The sequence below is a fragment of the Veillonella tobetsuensis genome (assembly GCF_001078375.1).
Taxonomy (GTDB): Bacteria; Bacillota; Negativicutes; order Veillonellales; family Veillonellaceae; genus Veillonella; species Veillonella tobetsuensis.
The window spans coordinates 12615-28902 of the sequence record NZ_BBXI01000022.1 but is presented as its reverse complement, the minus strand read 5'-3'; the positions used below and the strand labels follow the sequence as shown (position 1 = coordinate 28902).

Below are 16288 nucleotides of genomic sequence, written 5' to 3'. Positions count from 1 at the left end.
TCTGGCCGTGGTTATTTATGAAATCTACGGTTAGTCCTTTTTTCCAGATTTTTTGGATTCCTTTTTCAAGGATTTTTCAAGTTTCTTAGCCTCTTTATCCTTCTTGGATTTTTTATCTTTATTCTTATCCTTGTCTTTTTTGTCTTTCTTTTTGTCCTTGTCTTTCTTTTTGTCTTTATCTTTCTTTTTCTTATCTTTTTTATCCTTTTTACCTGAAATCTTCGCCCATTCTTCTTCTACGCGTTTCAGTTGTTTTTTGATAAGCTTGTCGATTTCCTTTTGTTGTTTAGTTTTATCCTTATCGCTCATGGATTGTTTGGAATACAACAAGGAATTTACCATATCATAAGGATCTAAAGACGTACGTATATCTCTGTCTAATAAGCTTTCATCATCAAAATTGTCCTCTTCGTCATCAAAGTCATCATCATTGACGTCATTACGACTAGATGTTGTTTTCTTATTGGCTGAATGCTCATTAAAATAAACAGCATCTTGATTATCTATAGGATATTCCTTAGAAAGGTCAATATCTTCGAGGTCATGATCTATATCATGTAATTTAATTTGCTCCATCGTATAATCTAAGTTATCTTGATTTGATGCACCGTAACCCATCGGTTTATCAAAGGAAAGAACATCGCCAAATAAATCGCGTTCCAAGCTTTCATAAGAATTAAGCATGCTCATGCGATCCTGAACGACCTCAATTTGATTCCACAATTCCATCAAATTCGCCGTATACTGCATGCGTTCCTTAACCTCTAAATAAGCCTGGTGAATAATAGACAATTCTTTTTCGTTAAGACCTTCTTCAGCACCGATTTCTTCAATCATTTGCTGAATTTCTTGATCACGATTATAACGTTCTATTAAGGCACTGCGAATTTCTTCAATAAGACTTGCTGACACGCGTTCCATACGTTCCTCCTTTATGGTATATACTCAGCCCTAATCACTACGATTAATCATTACGAATCAATACATACCATGGTGAATAGAAAAAATAAATTTTTATACTCTCTAATCTATTATTATATCAAAAAATACGCGGATTTTCTGCGTGTTTTAGTGAAAGTACTAAAACATATTCACCCTATACACCAATATTCGTTCTTTTTCATCAGTTTCTTGAAATAAATCACCACACTGTATAGGTTTTTCTGCTTCGAGGCGCACGTGGTTATTTAGGAAATTCTCTACTTCTTCGTTAACATAATAGAAGAATAGTAAAATTTCTCTTGGATGATGATATAAAGAATCAAAGATATTACCTAGTACGCGTTTAATGGTGTGAAGTGCAAAAGGATTAAAGAAAAAGCATCGATCTGCATTGTCTGGCAATGCATAGGTAGCAGCATCGCCAAGGACAAAAGATACGCGGTTCTTGGCAGCTGGGCTTTCACCATTTACGATGGCACGTTCATACAAACGTTCATCGTATTCGATACCAATGGAATGGCACCGCGTCTGATTCGCCATAAATATGCTAACGCGCCCCTTGCCACTGCCGTAATCGATGAGGGTATTTTGTTTCGTAATATAACCGCTATTTGCAAGGCGCTCAAGAACACAATAGTCCGTCGGTTCATATGGATGATGCTCTGCATCCGAACGGCTATCATCACGGCCTGTAGTTTTGATTTGTAACACTTGTTCCCATTCCTGTTCGCTTGTCATCGTATCCTTCTCCCTATCGCTTATATGCATGTACATTATAGTTCTTATCAATCATTGTATACATAGATAACATCATTTACAAATGTTAGATAATCATGTATCATAATATATGACAAAGGAAGTCAATGTGAGACACGTTTTCACGCAAACAAAAAAGGAGGGTGTCGGCCCTCCTTTTTTTGTGCTAGTTACTGACGAAAGTATCTATCTAGCCACTTGCAGATGTAGTGACAGGTTACACCTGCTATGATAGATACTATTAAAGAAGTCAAAGTGTCAAACACGTTTTCACCCCCTTTCTGTTACCAGTATGGGGCAGTAACACCTATAGTATACAACAAAAGCACCTTATATGGGTGCTTTTGTTGTATTTACCATATATAATTCGAATATGGTATACTAAAGAGTAATATTTCAATTTTCTCATGTGCAGAATTATATCTCATAAAAAGGAGTATTTACTTACATGGACAGTGATCTGACCTTAGATTTTATAATTATTATAATATTAATCATCGCCAATGGCTTATTTTCCATGACAGAGTTAGCCATTGTTAATGCTAAAAAACGCCGTCTCGAAGAGATGGGTGAAGCAGGTAATGAACGAGCTAAAAAAGCCTTTGAATTAGCAGAAAATCCTAATAATATGTTTTCTACCATTCAAATTGGTATTACCCTCGTTGGTATTTTAACAGGTTTGTATTCTGGTGCAACCTTTTCCGCTCCATTAGAAGAATTTTTAGTAGCTCATGTTCCAAGTATTGAACCGTATGCTACATCTCTTAGCTCATTTATCATCGTTGCGATTATTACCTATTTATCCCTCGTTATTGGTGAACTTGTGCCAAAACGCTTGGCTTTAAATAGTCCTGAAAGTATCGCAGTAGTGGTGGCAAAACCAATTTACTGGCTATCAGTAGCATTAAAACCAATCGTTAGCTTCCTCGGTGTTTCTACAGAATTTTTATTAAAATTATTAGGCGTTACTATTAAAGAAGAAGCTCCTGTAACAGAGTCTGAAATCAACAAAATGCTCACCGAAGGCGTAGCCATGGGTGCTTACGAAGAAGAAGAACCTATCCTCGTAGAAAATATCTTTCACCTAGCCGACATGGACGCATCTGACGTCATGACACCGCGGACGCAGCTTAAATGGATTGATTTAAACGCTTCCGAAGATGAAATCATGGAGGTTCTTAAAACGGCAAACCATTACCGCATTCCTGTAGGTGAAGATTCCCTCGATGAATTGCAGGGTATGATTAACGTAACAGATGTTATGGTTGAATGTTTGCAGGGTGAAAGCCCCCTTCACCACGTCATCCGTTCCTGTATGACAGAACCATTGCTTGTACCTGAAAGCATTTCTCTTATGAAATTGCTCAATACATTGCGTAATGAAGGCGTTCACGAAACCATCGTCCTCGATGAATACGGTGGCTTTAGTGGCCTCGTAACATTACATGACATCATGGAAGAAATCGTAGGCCTCATGCCATCTGGTGAAGATGAACGCCAAGAAGAAGAAAACCGTATCATCGAACGCGGTGACGGAACATGGCTTGTAGATGGTCTACTCAACATAGACGAATTTAAAGAATTCTTTCACATCGACAAAGAACTTCCTCGCGAAGAAGATGATCTATACAAAACATTAGGCGGTCTCATGAACCTACTATTCGGTAGAATCCCACGAGAAACAGACAAAACCTATTGGGAAGGATACACCTTTGAAATCGTAGACATGGATAATACGAGAATCGACAAAATTTTGGTTAGTTATGTTGAACCAGTTGTGGAACAAACAGAAGAATAAAAATGGATGAGAGAACCCCTCTTGAAAGCCGACACGCTACTGCGCTACGCGGAGCCCGAAGTCGTTTTCAAGAGGGGTTCTCTCATCTTCTATTCTACGTTTGTTGCACAACTATCATCTAAAGCTCTTTTTAGTTCTTCTAACGTTTTATAACTAGGGTATTTCAAATCTCTAGCTATTTTCTTTGCTTCTTTCATTACTTCTAATGTTTTTTGATTATATACTTCTCTGTCTTTTTCTTGTTTCATAATTCCACCAACCTTTATCAAAACTATTATAACCTAAATTTCTCCCCGAAGGTCCCCTCTCTCCAATTATTAGAAAATATATATGTTTGTATAGGCTCTGGTTTATGATATTTTTTAACGAAGAGGCACCTTTCTAAAACCGACTTTACTAGGTCAAGCCATCAGGCGCAGACCGTTAAGGTAGCTGGAGGTTTTAGGAAGATGCCTCGCAGTTACTAAATTTAGAAAACATATATATTTTCTAATATAATTAATATACATATAGAATTTTTGTTTAATATATAGTATTATTTAATTGTATAAAATATATATTTCATAGTAGTTATTGCTTTCACAATAATCTCTATAATGTGTGTGAAGGAGAGAATTATGAATCGTAGTGTATTAGGATTGACCACGGCGCTACTGATGAGTGCACTAGTCATCGGCGGTTGTGGTTCGAATCAAGAAGAGCATGATACGAGTCTCAAAGTACGGACGATTACGATTGGCGAGGAGGCTGGCACAACGAGTGCTGGGTATTCGGGAACAATCCACAATAAAACGGAAACAAATTTAGCGTTCCAAGTTGGTGGCCGTATTATTAATAAATTCGTCAGTGTAGGTTCCCCTGTTCAAGCGGGTCAAGTTATCGCCCAAATTAACGGCGCTGATACGGCTAGTCAAGTACAAAATGCACAAGGAGCCGTTACGGCAGCTCAATCGGCATATGAGCTAGCCAATACGAATGCGGAACGATTCCGTACTTTATATGAACAAAATGCGGTTAGTAAATTACAACTAGATCAAGCAGAAAATCAATTGAATGCTGCCAAGGCTCAGTTACAACAGGCTCAAGCAGGTCTCAATTTGAGCAATAATCAAAATAGTTATACTACTCTTGTTGCTCCAGATAGTGGCCTCATAACGGCGCTTAATCTCGAGGTCGGTCAAGTGGTCTCCGCTGGTCAACCAGTAGGCACCTTGGCGGCTGGCCATGAACCAGAGGCAGTTATTTCGTTGCCTGAACAAGAAATGAGTAAGATTCGCATAGGTAGTACTGCTACCATCAGTTTCTGGGCTTTACCTGATGTGAAAGTACAAGGGATTATCCGAGAAATTTCACCAGTACCAGATCCAATTGCACGGACCTATACGGTAAAAATTGCCTTACAAAATCCACCAAAAGAGGTACAGCTTGGCATGACCATCAACGCGGTCATCAATCAAGTAGAGACAACGGATATTTCTATTCCATTGACAGCTTTGGTGAAAGACAAACAAGGTAATAATGCGGTCTATATCATTCGAGATAAAAAAGCGCATCTTGTACCAATTCAAACGGGCGATTTCGGTAATAATTCGGTTATCGTTAAAAGTGGCCTCGCTAAAGGAGATATCGTTATCACCGCAGGCACCCAACAATTACAAGAAGGGACGGCGGTGCATGAATGAAGAACTTTAACTTAGCCGATTGGGCGTTACGCCACAAATCTATTATCTATTACTTCATCGCCGTACTCCTCACCTTTGGTATATTCTCGTTCACCCATATGGGACGCATGGAAGATCCAGACTTTACGATGCGTACCATGGTGGTCGGCATTTCTTGGCCAGGTGCATCACCGCAAGAGATGTCTGATCAGGTAACGGATAAACTGGAGGAACGACTACGGGATCTACCGGGTGTAGATTATACTAAGTCTTTCACAGATGGCAGTAAATCTGTTATATACATCAATCTAAAAGAAGATTTACCATCAAGTAAAATTCGTCCCGCCTGGGAAGAAGCACGTAACATGATCAATGATGAATGGAAATCCTTACCATCTGGCGTTCAAGGTCCAGCTATCAACGATCGATTCGACGATGTATACGGCACGATTTATGCCCTTTCAGGTGACGAATTTAGTTACGAAGAAAAACGGCAACAAGCGGAAAATTTAAAACGACAATTGTTATCCGTTCCAAATGTAAAAAAGATTACCCTTATTGGAGTGCAAGAAAAGTCCCTTGATATAACTATCAATAAGGATAAATTGGCCTCCTATAAGGTAACAGTTCAACAAGTATTAAACGCGCTCAAACAGCAAAGCGCCATGGTGCCAGCTGGTATGGTTAACACCGATACGAACAATGTATATATCCGTGTAAATGGTGTATTCGATAGCGTCGATGCTGTCAAAAATATGCCAGCCCGCATCAACAATCAAATCGTACGACTTGGCGATGTAGCGGATGTAACAATGACCTATAAGGACCCATCTAGTCCTCAATTTTACTACGAAGGCAAGCCTGCTATCGGCATCGCTATTTCCATGGATGCTGGTGCGAATAATATCGAATTTGGCGAGGCTATCGATAATAAACTAAAGGAATTTAAAACGACGATTCCCGCTGGTTTAAACCTCGATCAAGTATCGAATCAGCCGCACATCGTTAAGGAATCCATCGGTGATTTCTCACAATCTCTATTCGAAGCCATCGCCATCGTATTGCTCGTAAGCTTTGCATCCCTTGGCATTCGTACCGGTGTTGTAGTGGCGCTCACCATTCCTGTCGTTGTATCCACCGTCTTTGTGTTGATGTACGAAAACGGTATTTATCTACATAAGGTTAGCCTTGGTGCCCTCATCTTGTCACTGGGCCTCCTCGTAGATGACGCCATCATCGTTGTAGAAATGATGAGCGTTAAGCTTGAAGAAGGCTTTAACCATTGGCGTGCAGCCACCTTTGCTTATGAATCTACAGCCTTTCCGATGCTGTCCGGCACGCTCATTACCTGTGCTGGTTTCTTGCCTCTCGCCTTGGCAGAGGGCATGGTTGCAGAATTTACTAAATCCTTGTCCATCGTTGTGTTCTTAGCCCTCGTCCTATCTTGGATTGCATCTGTTCTGGTCAGTCCTGTACTGGGCTATAAAATCATCGAAAACAAGGCTGAAAAACCCGAATCCGAGTGGACTCGTCGCGATCATATTATGCATCGTCTGAAAACGATTTTTTATGCACGTTTTGAAAGTCTCCTCCACTGGGCACTCGGTCATCACAAGACCATATTACTCGCCACATTAGGGGCTTTCATATTGTCCCTCCTATCATTTCCGCTCATCAAACAGGAATTTTTCCCATCATCAACGCGGAATGAAATCATTGTATCTATGCAATTTCCTCAAAGCTCATCCATCGATTATACGCAAAGCCAAGCTAAATTATTGGATGCTTTGTTAAAGGACAATGAGCATATCGATCATTACACAACCTATGTAGGTGAAGGGTCGCCGCGGTTTGTATTGACCTTAGAACCGGAATTACCACGTGCTAATTTCATGCAAACCATCATCGTCACAAAGTCCTTAAAGGATCGTGATGCATTGTTCAAGGATTTACAAGATCAGTTAAACGATCAATATCCATCTGCCCTCATCAATATGCAATTCGTTCAAATTGGTCCTCCATCTAAATATCCTGTTATGCTTCGTGTATCGGGACCTAATGCATCTGAGGTAAAAACGATTGCTAATGATGTGAAAGCCATGATGCAGCAAGATAAGGACTTACAAAATATCGCCTTTGACTGGCCGGATACAGAGCCTGTTGCACAGGTTCATATCGATCCAGATAAGGCTCGTATGCTTGGCATCAATAGCTATGCTGTATCGCTTCATTTACAAAGCTTGTTAACGGGTACAAAAGCGGGTGAATATTACGAAGGTAACCAAACAATTCCTGTTACTTTCAAATTAGGTGGCAATGAAAACCACAATCTAGCGGCACTTTCATCACTACCAATCCAAACAGGCAATGGTTCCTATGTACCGCTCAGCCAAATTGCCACGATTTCTATGACCCAAGAGGAAGGGATTATCTGGCACCGCAACATGATGCCGACCATCAGCATCCATGCTAATGTTGGCCCTGGCGTACTTGGCAATGCTAAGACGAAAGAAATCTACAAGAACCTTGAAGAATATCGTCAAAACTTGCCAACTGGATATACTATCGAGCTCGATGGCGCCGCTGAAAAGAGCGTTACAGCCGTTAAAAAATTACTCGTCCCAATTCCTATCATGCTTTTTGTGATTATGACCATTCTCATGTTCCAATTGAAGAAAATTGCACTCATGCTCATGGCCTTATTCACGGCTCCTCTAGGACTCATCGGTGTTGTACTAGCCCTAAACATTACACGTACACCACTTGGATTTATGGCCATTCTCGGTGTTATTGCCCTCTCTGGCATGATCATTCGTAACTCCATCATCTTGTTGGACCAAATCGAAATCCACCGTGCTGAAGGCCAATCTCCACGAGAAGCCATCATCAACTCTGCTACATTGCGGTTTAGACCAATTATGCTAACTGCTATTGCAGCCATCCTTGGTATGATACCACTCATGGGATCCGTATTCTGGAGCCCACTAGCCATCGCCTTTAGCGGCGGCCTACTCGTGGCAACGGTACTCACACTCATCGTATTACCAGTTATGTACGCAACATGGTATAAGGTAAAATAAATAATAGATATGTATTATACCTAACAATTGATTGACTACTAATTCTGATAGTATTAATATATCTTTGACAAGGGAAATAAGTAAGTTGCAATGTATTCACGCAACAAAAAAACAGCAGGGTGGCGGCCCTGCTGTTTTTATATCACATAAAAATATAATCAATTTAATTTATCTATATTCAATACATAGGTTTGTAATTCATTATATTGAGTATTTGTAAGTAATTCAAAACCAAATTTCTTATAAAATTGAGTTAATGAATCTATATCTTTACACTCAATGGCAATAGCTCTACCTCCTACAATATTACTAGCATTTATAATGGCCTCTAGTGCATAACACATTAAATCATCTCCATTAATCTGATTATGATTAATATTAAAGTTTTTACCTATTTGCCCAATTAGATAAACAGTAGTTTCTTTTTTATTAGAATATCCAGATACTATTTTTTTTAATTTATTTGATACACTAGAATCTAAATTTAGTACTTTTAAAGCTAGTGTAAAATATCCTAAAAGTAATTGTTCTGTATAAGTATTATGTATAATTAAATATGTTCTAGAAAAATTTTTTTGTTCAAATTTTATAGATTTCTCTTTAAGAAATATTTCAATATCATTATTTACAGGACATGAAAATGTACTCATAAAATGTTTAATTTCTGATTCATTAGCATAAGTTAAATAAGAATTTAATGGTACAACATCATGTTCCATTTAATTATTCCTCCGCATTTTCTCAACCAATGACTTTACTTCATTATCATTTAAAAATTTATAATTTTTATTGGTTTTCCATTTTACTTTTTCTTTTGATTCAAAAACTTTAATCATAGCATCTTCGTCCTCAGGTTTTACAACCAATGGCGTAAAAAAACTTGATGTTGCCATAATATACCTCCTAACATAATTATTTTGATACGAACTAAACTATTGATTAATTATAGCAAGTCTATCATATAAAAATCTAGCTATGTGATGTTACTAATAGAGTCAAGGGTGATTAATAGGAGCATAGGTGACTATTAGTCACCTATAAATCAATCATAGAATCTTATATACACCTATTTTGAAATAGTACACGCCTATTCTATTTCTTAAGAGATACTTTATTACATACTAAAAGGTAGCAGATCACAAAATCTGCTACCTCATACCCTACTTATGGCCCTTCTCACTCAAACCCGACCGATGGAAATTTTAAGCAAAATAGAATAAGTAGTGTTTCCGAACGACTTTTTCTTTTTCTAATCCAGACTGTTGTATTTAATAGAAAATAGATGGGACCACTTGTTTCATGACTTTGGCCCTGCGGAGGCCGTAGGCCGGAGTCAGACCCGGCCGGTGGAATGAAACAAGTGGTCCCATCTATGAATTCTTATTAAATTACAACGGCCGTCCCATTACATGTCACCATAAGCATGCCATTTTGTGCTCCTACGGTACTGTATTGGAATGATACGCCAATAACGGCATTAGCGCCGATTTTGCTAGCTCGTTTTGCCATTTCATCGATTGCTGCTTGGCGTGCATTCATTAGTGAATCTTCATAGCTACCGCTACGACCACCAACAATATCACGAATACCAGACATAAAGTCTTTTACAAAGTTACGGCCTTCTACGACCTCACCAAATACGATACCTTTGTATTCTTGTACAGGTTTATTTTCAACATGCATAGTTGTAGTAATAATCATAATTGTATCCTCTCTAATTGACAACAATATATTTTGATTCATTATAGCAAGGCTTTTATAGAAAAACAATCTCATAATGATAGCTTTCATATAAAAACAATTACCTAATACTGCATGTACAATAAAAGACCTATTCACTACTTTCATAATGAATAGGTCTAATTGTATTACATTTTTATTTATCAAAATCGCGATCTAAGTTTACTTCTTTCAACGGAACGAGTTTAGTTTTGTTGATATATTTGTAACCTAGGTATACAGCGAAGAAGATTGGCAATCCGATGTAAGCAACGGATACGCCGTACCAGTCGATTGTATCGCCTGTGAAAGCGGAGTAGTTTTGACCAGCAATGATGAAGATACATAGAATTAACGCCAAGATTGGGCCAATTGGGAATAACCACGCTTTGTAAGGCAATTCACTAAGATCTCTACCTTGTGCAATGAATGCACGGCGGAAACGATAGTGAGAAACTGCAATACCAACCCATGCGATGAAGCCACAGAGGCCAGAGATATTAACAATCCAAGTGTATGCAGTACCTTCACCGATGAAGCTTGTAAGGAATGCAAATAAACCGATGGCTGTAGTTACTACCAATGCAGGAACTGGAACACCACGTTTATTAAGTTTAGCGAAGATTTGTGGCGCTTGACCTTCTTTAGCCAATGCGTAAAGCATACGAGTTGAAGAATACAAGCCGGAGTTACCAGCACTCAATACAGCTGTTAAGATAATAGCATTGATAAAGCTAGCGGCAAAAGCGAATCCAAAACGGTCAAATACGAGTGTAAATGGAGAAATGGATACGTTTTCAATGCTAGAATTCAATAGATTTGGATCAGTGTAAGGAATGAGGAAACCGATTACTGTGAAAGCCCCAATATAGAACAATAGGATACGCCAGAAGATGGAATTAATCGCTTTTGGCACGTTCTTTTCAGGGTCTTCTGCTTCTCCAGCGGCTACGCCGATAAGCTCAGTACCTTGGAAGGAGAAACCAGCTACCATGAAGATAGCAAGGATGGATTCCCAACCACCTACAAATGGAGCATCACCTGTTGTCCAGTTTACAAATCCTGGAGATGTGCCACCAATGCCTAGGATAAGCATTGAACCACAGAATAGGAATACAAAAACTGTAATTACCTTGATGGATGAGAATACGTATTCACTTTCACCAAAGGAACGAGTGGACAAATAGTTGAGTCCAAATAGAATTAATAAGAATAAAGCGGACCAGACGATGGCCGGCACATCAGGAAACCAATATTTCATGATCAGCGCCCCTGCCAGTACTTCGGCAGCCAATGTAATAGCCCAGTTAAACCAGTAGTTCCAACCTAAGGCAAAACCAAAGGCAGGATCTACATAGCGTTTTGCATAAGTCCCGAAGGAACCAGGAATCGGCAAGTAAGTAGCCATTTCCCCAAGAGATGTCATGAGGAAATACACCATGAGGCCAATGAGGCCGTAAGCTACGAGAGCACCACCAGGGCCTGCAGTACTTACTACTTCACCACCAGCTACGAATAAGCCAGTACCGATAGCACCACCTAGAGCAATCATATTCATATGACGCGCTTTCAGGGTACGTTTTAGATGTTGATCTGTGTTAGACGTAAACTCTACGTTATTATTTTGATTATCAGCCATGGTGCACCTCTTATAAGTCTAGATTACGCACATATTTTGCGTTATCTTCAATAAATTTACGACGAGGTTCAACCTTATCACCCATAAGTACGGTAAAGATTTTATCAGCTTCGATAGAATCTTCTAAGCTAACTTGTAAAATTGTACGATTTTCAGGGTTCATTGTTGTCTCCCACAATTGTTCAGGATTCATTTCACCTAAACCTTTATATCGTTGGATTGTAATACCATCGCGGCCTACTTCATCAAGTTTTGCTGTGAGCTCTGCATCAGAGTATACATACCAATGGGATTTGCCTTTTTTAATTTGGTATAAAGGCGGTTGAGCAATATAAATATGTCCTTCCTCTACCAAAGGTTTCATATATCGATAGAAGAATGTGAGAAGCAATGTACGGATGTGAGCGCCATCAACGTCCGCATCTGTCATGATAATAATTTTATTATAACGGGATTTAGTAATATCGAATTCTTCACCAATACCAGTACCGAAAGCAGTAATCATAGAACGAATTTCGTTATTCGCCAAAATCTTATCAAGGCGTGCCTTTTCTACGTTTAGGATTTTACCACGCAATGGCAAAATCGCTTGGTAACGACGGTCACGACCTTGTTTTGCAGAACCACCCGCAGAATCACCTTCGACTAGATAAATTTCAGTCATAGATGTATCTTTTTCGGAGCAGTCCGCCAATTTACCAGGAAGGCTAGATACCTCTAACGCGTTCTTTCGACGTGTCAAATCGCGGGCCTTACGAGCAGCCTCACGAGCACGGCTCGCCATCGTTGCTTTTTCGATGATCTTCTTCGCATCTTGTGGATGTTCTTCAAAGAATGTTTTAAGACCTTCGGACACGATAACGTCAGTAATACCTTTTACTTCGCTATTGCCAAGCTTAGTTTTAGTTTGACCTTCAAACTGTGGTTCTAATACTTTCACAGAAATAACAGCAGTCAAACCTTCACGTACATCCTCACCGGAAAGATTGCTTTCATTTTCCTTGATAAGACCAGATTTACGGCCATAATCATTGAGTGTACGCGTCAATGCGGCACGGAAGCCAGATAAATGTGTACCACCATCAACGGTATTGATGTTATTTACGAAGGATAACAAGTTTTCGCTGTAACTATCATTATATTGCAATGCAACGTCAACAACTACGTCATCCTTTGTATTTTCAATGTTGATAACAGTTGGGTTAACAACTTCCTTGTTTTCGTTCAAGAATGTGATGAAAGAACTTAAACCACCTTCGTAGTGGAAGCTTTCAATACGAGGTTCCTCTTGGCGCAAATCGCTCAATGTAATGCGAAGGCCCTTGTTAAGGAACGCCAATTCTTGTAAACGGAACTTCAATGTATCAAAGTTGAACACTGTAGTTTCAAAGATTTCTGGATCTGCTTTAAAAATAACTGTTGTACCGGTGCCTTCAGCTTTGCCAATTTCATGCAATTCAGATGTTTTATGGCCACGAGCAAAGGAAATTTCTTGAATGATGCCATTTTGAGAAACTTGAACCTTAGTCCATTCACTCAATGCATTTACAACGGAAATACCTACGCCGTGAAGACCACCGGACACCTTATAGCCGCCACCACCAAATTTACCGCCTGCATGCAATTTAGTTAATACCAATTCCACTGCGGACATGCCAGATTCATGCATGCCTGTTGGAATACCACGGCCATCATCTACAACGGTAATACTATTATCTTCATTAATGGACACTTCGATATGCGTCGCATAACCTGCGAGCGCTTCGTCCACTGAATTGTCTACAACTTCATAAACGAGGTGATGCAAACCACGCACAGACGTACTACCAATGTACATCCCCGGGCGTTTACGCACCGCGTCTAGACCCTCAAGAACCTGTATATTCTGAGCGCCATAATTTTCTTCAGCCATTAAACAAACTCCTCCTAACGACATAAACCGCAATATGCTTATGCACAACACGTCTACGGTTATAGTTTATCTCATTATTATACTATATATTGCTAATAACTTGAAAGCTATATATTGCTAATTACTTATTCTTCAAAATTGAGTAAAACTCATCAATACGTTTTTTCAAAGTTTTTAGTGATATACCAGATGCATACACACAATCATCTGTTACGATATATGTTTTTATCTTGTCTTCAGGCACCACGTTTATAACCTCAGCATCATAATACGATATGCCCGTCCTATGCGATTTTCCTGAATCCGCATGAATCATAGTAATGATTGAATTCATAGGGATACTCAAATTATCGCCAATATGAAGATACATATTTCTCCTCTTATTTTCATCTAAGTAAGAATGCTAAATAAACTCCATTTTTCTCTGTCCTACTATTGAATAGATGACCATTAATTTCGCAGCGACTTTGGCCCTGCGGAGCCCGAAGGGCGTAGTCAGACCCGGCCGGTGGAGCGAGAAATAATGGTCATCTATTCCAATATCCCCCTAAGCATATTGAGCTCTTTTTGTTTTTCTTCACTCAAGAATTTTGATCTATGTTTATTACACAGGTTAATCACATGTTGATCTGTTAATTCTTCAGGTGGTTTATGGGTAATGAGCATGGCTGCCATATACATGTGATTACGGCTAGTTGAACCATGATATACCTTGTCTAAATAAAAATAAATAAGTTCTCTCATAGCCATGGCAAAGTCATCAAAAGTGCAGTTTATATATTTACAACATTCTTTGTATTTTATATAAGGAATCCGTCGAATTTGCCGTTTAATATTGTTGATATGCTCACGATGAATTTCATATTCACAGGTAACACAATGTTTAGTAGCTCGATTCATCAGAATTCGACAGCGTTCACAACGATGATAGCCATGTTCTAATAAATAAATTTCTTTTTTGCGACTGCTAATAATTACGTTTCTGAAAGTATCTTTTAATGTGTCATCAGAGATTTTGTTAACCATATTGTCGATAACATTTATATCATCATCGGATAAGATGATTTTTGACATATCTATATAGCCTTCTATATCAGGCATTTCTATATGATATATCTCCGGACCAGACGATTCTTTCACAAAGCTCTGACGATGCATCATAAGGCCCATTTCGGTGATAATCTCACCTTGATAATAATCATTAATGGCCTTAAGAATGCGTTTTTGGTTCATCTTAACCTCTTGCATCCATTGCGAATTATCAGCGCTAAGCACAATTTTAGGAGGTTTAATGTCGATGATGCGCGTATGGGCTGCATAAATTGGACCTACCACATCACGCCAATGATGAATCAGAGTATTCAGTTTAAATTTTTCAAGTATACCTAGCTCATCAAGACCACCAGCTAAGCACATATTAAGGCTTTCCATAATGGACTTGCCCCTCCTGACATTGAATAAATTGAACACCTTGTAGGTTTTCAAAATCGTGTATATCCGTCGTAGTTATGACGGTTTGAATGCGTTTATGGATGAACTGCAATAAATTATTCCGTCTCGCCTCGTCAAGCTCGCTCAACACATCGTCTAAGAGCAATACGGGATATTCGCCTACTTCGGATTTGATAAATTCTAATTCGCTCAATTTTAGTGACAGTACCGCCGTCCGTTGCTGTCCTTGAGATCCAAATCGCTTTAAATCAATAGAATCCGAAAAGAACCGCAAATCATCACGATGAGGACCTACGCTTGTGGTCATGCGATGACGATCCTGCGGCAACGACTCTTGTAATAAATCATAAAAGGCTTCCTTTGTATATACAAGATGATTGTCCTTCCCATAGGGTTGTTCATAACCGATGGTGAGATTTTCAAGACCGCCTGTCAATTTACGATTCATCAAATCGATGAGCAAATTGATTTTCTTTAAACTTTCCATTCGTTTTTTTACGATGAAAGCCGCCATATCCGCTAGCTGTATATCCCATTCAGCAAGAGGTATATTCTGCTTACCACGATATTCCTTCAACAAGGTATTGCGTTGTTGTAATAAGCGATTATATTGCAACAATTGATGATAATAAGTAGCGCTGGTCTGAGATATTTCCATATCAAGAAATCTACGACGCCCCGATGGGCTGCCCTTGATGAGCTGTAAATCTTCCGGACAGAATATAACTGTATTTAAGGTACCAATTAATTCCTTCTGAGATATTTTAGTATCATTTAAGCGAATATCTTTTGGTCCTTGGCGAAATAGCTTAATATTTACCTTCTGCGGCGTATCCTTTTTCTCAAAGTTCACCACAATGCCTGCTTCATCAGCATTAAATAAAAGCATATCCGACGTATCATTTGTACGATGACTTTTACCAATGGTACCAACGTAAATCGATTCCAATATATTGGTTTTACCAGACCCATTGGTGCCGTATAAGACGATGATTTCAGGATGTAAGGATATATTTAATTCCTTATAGTTGCGAAACTGGAACAATTGCAGTGAGTTGATTCTCACCGATTATGCCTCCTCTTTGGTAACGATGAATTCTACATCGAGACCATCTACACCTATCACATCGCCAACGCGACATTTTTTGCGTTTTTCTGTAACGATAGTGCCATTTAATGTAAGTACTTGATCATCGATAAGTCTTTTTACTTGCCCCCCTGTTTCGATGACACCTTCTAATTTAAGTAGTTGATCGATTTGAATGTACTCCGTATGGATAGGTACATGTTGTTGTTTCATAACGTCCTCCTATGGTGGACAAATTACTG

The 16288-nt window shown here is 39.0% G+C and carries 15 protein-coding genes; 3 read left to right on the top strand and 12 right to left on the bottom strand.

Going from position 1 to position 16288, the window contains the following annotated elements; translation table 11 throughout:
* Nucleotides 1-30 precede the first annotated feature (30 nt).
* Complete coding sequence (locus VEI_RS09155; protein WP_059364558.1) at nucleotides 31-921, bottom strand: hypothetical protein; 891 nt, start codon at nucleotides 919-921, stop codon at nucleotides 31-33.
* A gap of 159 nt (nucleotides 922-1080) precedes the next feature.
* Complete coding sequence (locus VEI_RS09150; RefSeq protein WP_059364556.1) at nucleotides 1081-1680, bottom strand: class I SAM-dependent methyltransferase; 600 nt, start codon at nucleotides 1678-1680, stop codon at nucleotides 1081-1083.
* Between the two features lie 466 nt (nucleotides 1681-2146).
* Here VEI_RS09150 and VEI_RS09145 point away from each other — a divergent pair, with 466 nt between their 5' ends.
* Nucleotides 2147-3496: a hemolysin family protein gene (locus VEI_RS09145; RefSeq protein ID WP_059364554.1), complete on the top strand. Its 1350-nt coding sequence runs from the start codon at nucleotides 2147-2149 to the stop codon at nucleotides 3494-3496.
* Between the two features lie 89 nt (nucleotides 3497-3585).
* On the opposite strand, the gene VEI_RS10400 is transcribed toward VEI_RS09145, so the two are convergent.
* Nucleotides 3586-3744, bottom strand: coding sequence for a hypothetical protein (locus VEI_RS10400; protein WP_162837722.1), 159 nt, complete (start codon nucleotides 3742-3744; stop codon nucleotides 3586-3588).
* Nucleotides 3745-4113: 369 nt separating this feature from the next.
* Here VEI_RS10400 and VEI_RS09140 point away from each other — a divergent pair, with 369 nt between their 5' ends.
* Nucleotides 4114-5178 (top strand): efflux RND transporter periplasmic adaptor subunit, encoded by a 1065-nt coding sequence (locus VEI_RS09140; protein ID WP_059364552.1) that lies wholly within the window; start codon nucleotides 4114-4116, stop codon nucleotides 5176-5178.
* Nucleotides 5175-8237, top strand: a complete 3063-nt coding sequence (locus tag VEI_RS09135; protein ID WP_059364550.1) for an efflux RND transporter permease subunit — start codon at nucleotides 5175-5177, stop codon at nucleotides 8235-8237. The genes VEI_RS09140 and VEI_RS09135 overlap by 4 nt, the downstream gene beginning before the upstream one ends.
* Nucleotides 8238-8395: 158 nt before the next feature.
* Here VEI_RS09135 and VEI_RS09130 read toward each other — a convergent pair whose 3' ends face one another.
* From VEI_RS09130 to VEI_RS09095, 9 genes are all read right to left on the bottom strand, one after another.
* A complete protein-coding gene (locus VEI_RS09130) occupies nucleotides 8396-8956 on the bottom strand; it encodes a hypothetical protein (protein WP_059364548.1) in 561 nt (186 codons plus the stop codon).
* Complete coding sequence (locus VEI_RS10395) at nucleotides 8957-9130, bottom strand: hypothetical protein (RefSeq protein ID WP_162837721.1); 174 nt, start codon at nucleotides 9128-9130, stop codon at nucleotides 8957-8959. It lies immediately after the preceding gene.
* 490 nt (nucleotides 9131-9620) lie between these two features.
* Nucleotides 9621-9938 carry a YbjQ family protein gene (locus VEI_RS09125; RefSeq protein ID WP_059364546.1) on the bottom strand — a complete coding sequence of 106 codons (318 nt, stop codon included), beginning with the start codon at nucleotides 9936-9938 and terminating at the stop codon, nucleotides 9621-9623.
* A 175-nt stretch (nucleotides 9939-10113) separates the two neighbouring features.
* Nucleotides 10114-11595, bottom strand: a complete 1482-nt coding sequence (locus VEI_RS09120; RefSeq protein ID WP_059364544.1) for an amino acid permease — start codon at nucleotides 11593-11595, stop codon at nucleotides 10114-10116.
* A 10-nt stretch (nucleotides 11596-11605) separates the two neighbouring features.
* On the bottom strand, nucleotides 11606-13507 hold the full coding sequence (gene gyrB / locus VEI_RS09115; RefSeq protein WP_059364542.1) for a DNA topoisomerase (ATP-hydrolyzing) subunit B: 1902 nt from the start codon (nucleotides 13505-13507) through the stop codon (nucleotides 11606-11608).
* 121 nt (nucleotides 13508-13628) lie between these two features.
* Complete coding sequence (remB, locus tag VEI_RS09110; protein WP_059364541.1) at nucleotides 13629-13877, bottom strand: extracellular matrix regulator RemB; 249 nt, start codon at nucleotides 13875-13877, stop codon at nucleotides 13629-13631.
* A 161-nt stretch (nucleotides 13878-14038) separates the two neighbouring features.
* On the bottom strand, nucleotides 14039-14938 hold the full coding sequence (locus VEI_RS09105) for a DUF721 domain-containing protein (RefSeq protein WP_059364540.1): 900 nt from the start codon (nucleotides 14936-14938) through the stop codon (nucleotides 14039-14041).
* Nucleotides 14925-16025 (bottom strand): DNA replication/repair protein RecF, encoded by a 1101-nt coding sequence (recF, locus tag VEI_RS09100; protein ID WP_059364538.1) that lies wholly within the window; start codon nucleotides 16023-16025, stop codon nucleotides 14925-14927. Before recF ends, VEI_RS09105 begins: the two co-directional genes overlap by 14 nt.
* Nucleotides 16026-16028: 3 nt before the next feature.
* On the bottom strand, nucleotides 16029-16259 hold the full coding sequence (locus VEI_RS09095) for an RNA-binding S4 domain-containing protein (RefSeq protein ID WP_059364536.1): 231 nt from the start codon (nucleotides 16257-16259) through the stop codon (nucleotides 16029-16031).
* Nucleotides 16260-16288: the final 29 nt, after the last annotated feature.

Coding starts and splice junctions, on each gene's coding strand:
- VEI_RS09155 (WP_059364558.1), bottom strand. CDS start 921: ATGGAACGCGTGTCAGCAAGTCTTATTGAAGAAATTCGCAGTGCCTTA.
- VEI_RS09150 (WP_059364556.1), bottom strand. CDS start 1,680: ATGACAAGCGAACAGGAATGGGAACAAGTGTTACAAATCAAAACTACA.
- VEI_RS09145 (WP_059364554.1), top strand. CDS start 2,147: ATGGACAGTGATCTGACCTTAGATTTTATAATTATTATAATATTAATC.
- VEI_RS10400 (WP_162837722.1), bottom strand. CDS start 3,744: ATGAAACAAGAAAAAGACAGAGAAGTATATAATCAAAAAACATTAGAA.
- VEI_RS09140 (WP_059364552.1), top strand. CDS start 4,114: ATGAATCGTAGTGTATTAGGATTGACCACGGCGCTACTGATGAGTGCA.
- VEI_RS09135 (WP_059364550.1), top strand. CDS start 5,175: ATGAAGAACTTTAACTTAGCCGATTGGGCGTTACGCCACAAATCTATT.
- VEI_RS09130 (WP_059364548.1), bottom strand. CDS start 8,956: ATGGAACATGATGTTGTACCATTAAATTCTTATTTAACTTATGCTAAT.
- VEI_RS10395 (WP_162837721.1), bottom strand. CDS start 9,130: ATGGCAACATCAAGTTTTTTTACGCCATTGGTTGTAAAACCTGAGGAC.
- VEI_RS09125 (WP_059364546.1), bottom strand. CDS start 9,938: ATGATTATTACTACAACTATGCATGTTGAAAATAAACCTGTACAAGAA.
- VEI_RS09120 (WP_059364544.1), bottom strand. CDS start 11,595: ATGGCTGATAATCAAAATAATAACGTAGAGTTTACGTCTAACACAGAT.
- gyrB (WP_059364542.1), bottom strand. CDS start 13,507: ATGGCTGAAGAAAATTATGGCGCTCAGAATATACAGGTTCTTGAGGGT.
- remB (WP_059364541.1), bottom strand. CDS start 13,877: ATGTATCTTCATATTGGCGATAATTTGAGTATCCCTATGAATTCAATC.
- VEI_RS09105 (WP_059364540.1), bottom strand. CDS start 14,938: ATGGAAAGCCTTAATATGTGCTTAGCTGGTGGTCTTGATGAGCTAGGT.
- VEI_RS09095 (WP_059364536.1), bottom strand. CDS start 16,259: ATGAAACAACAACATGTACCTATCCATACGGAGTACATTCAAATCGAT.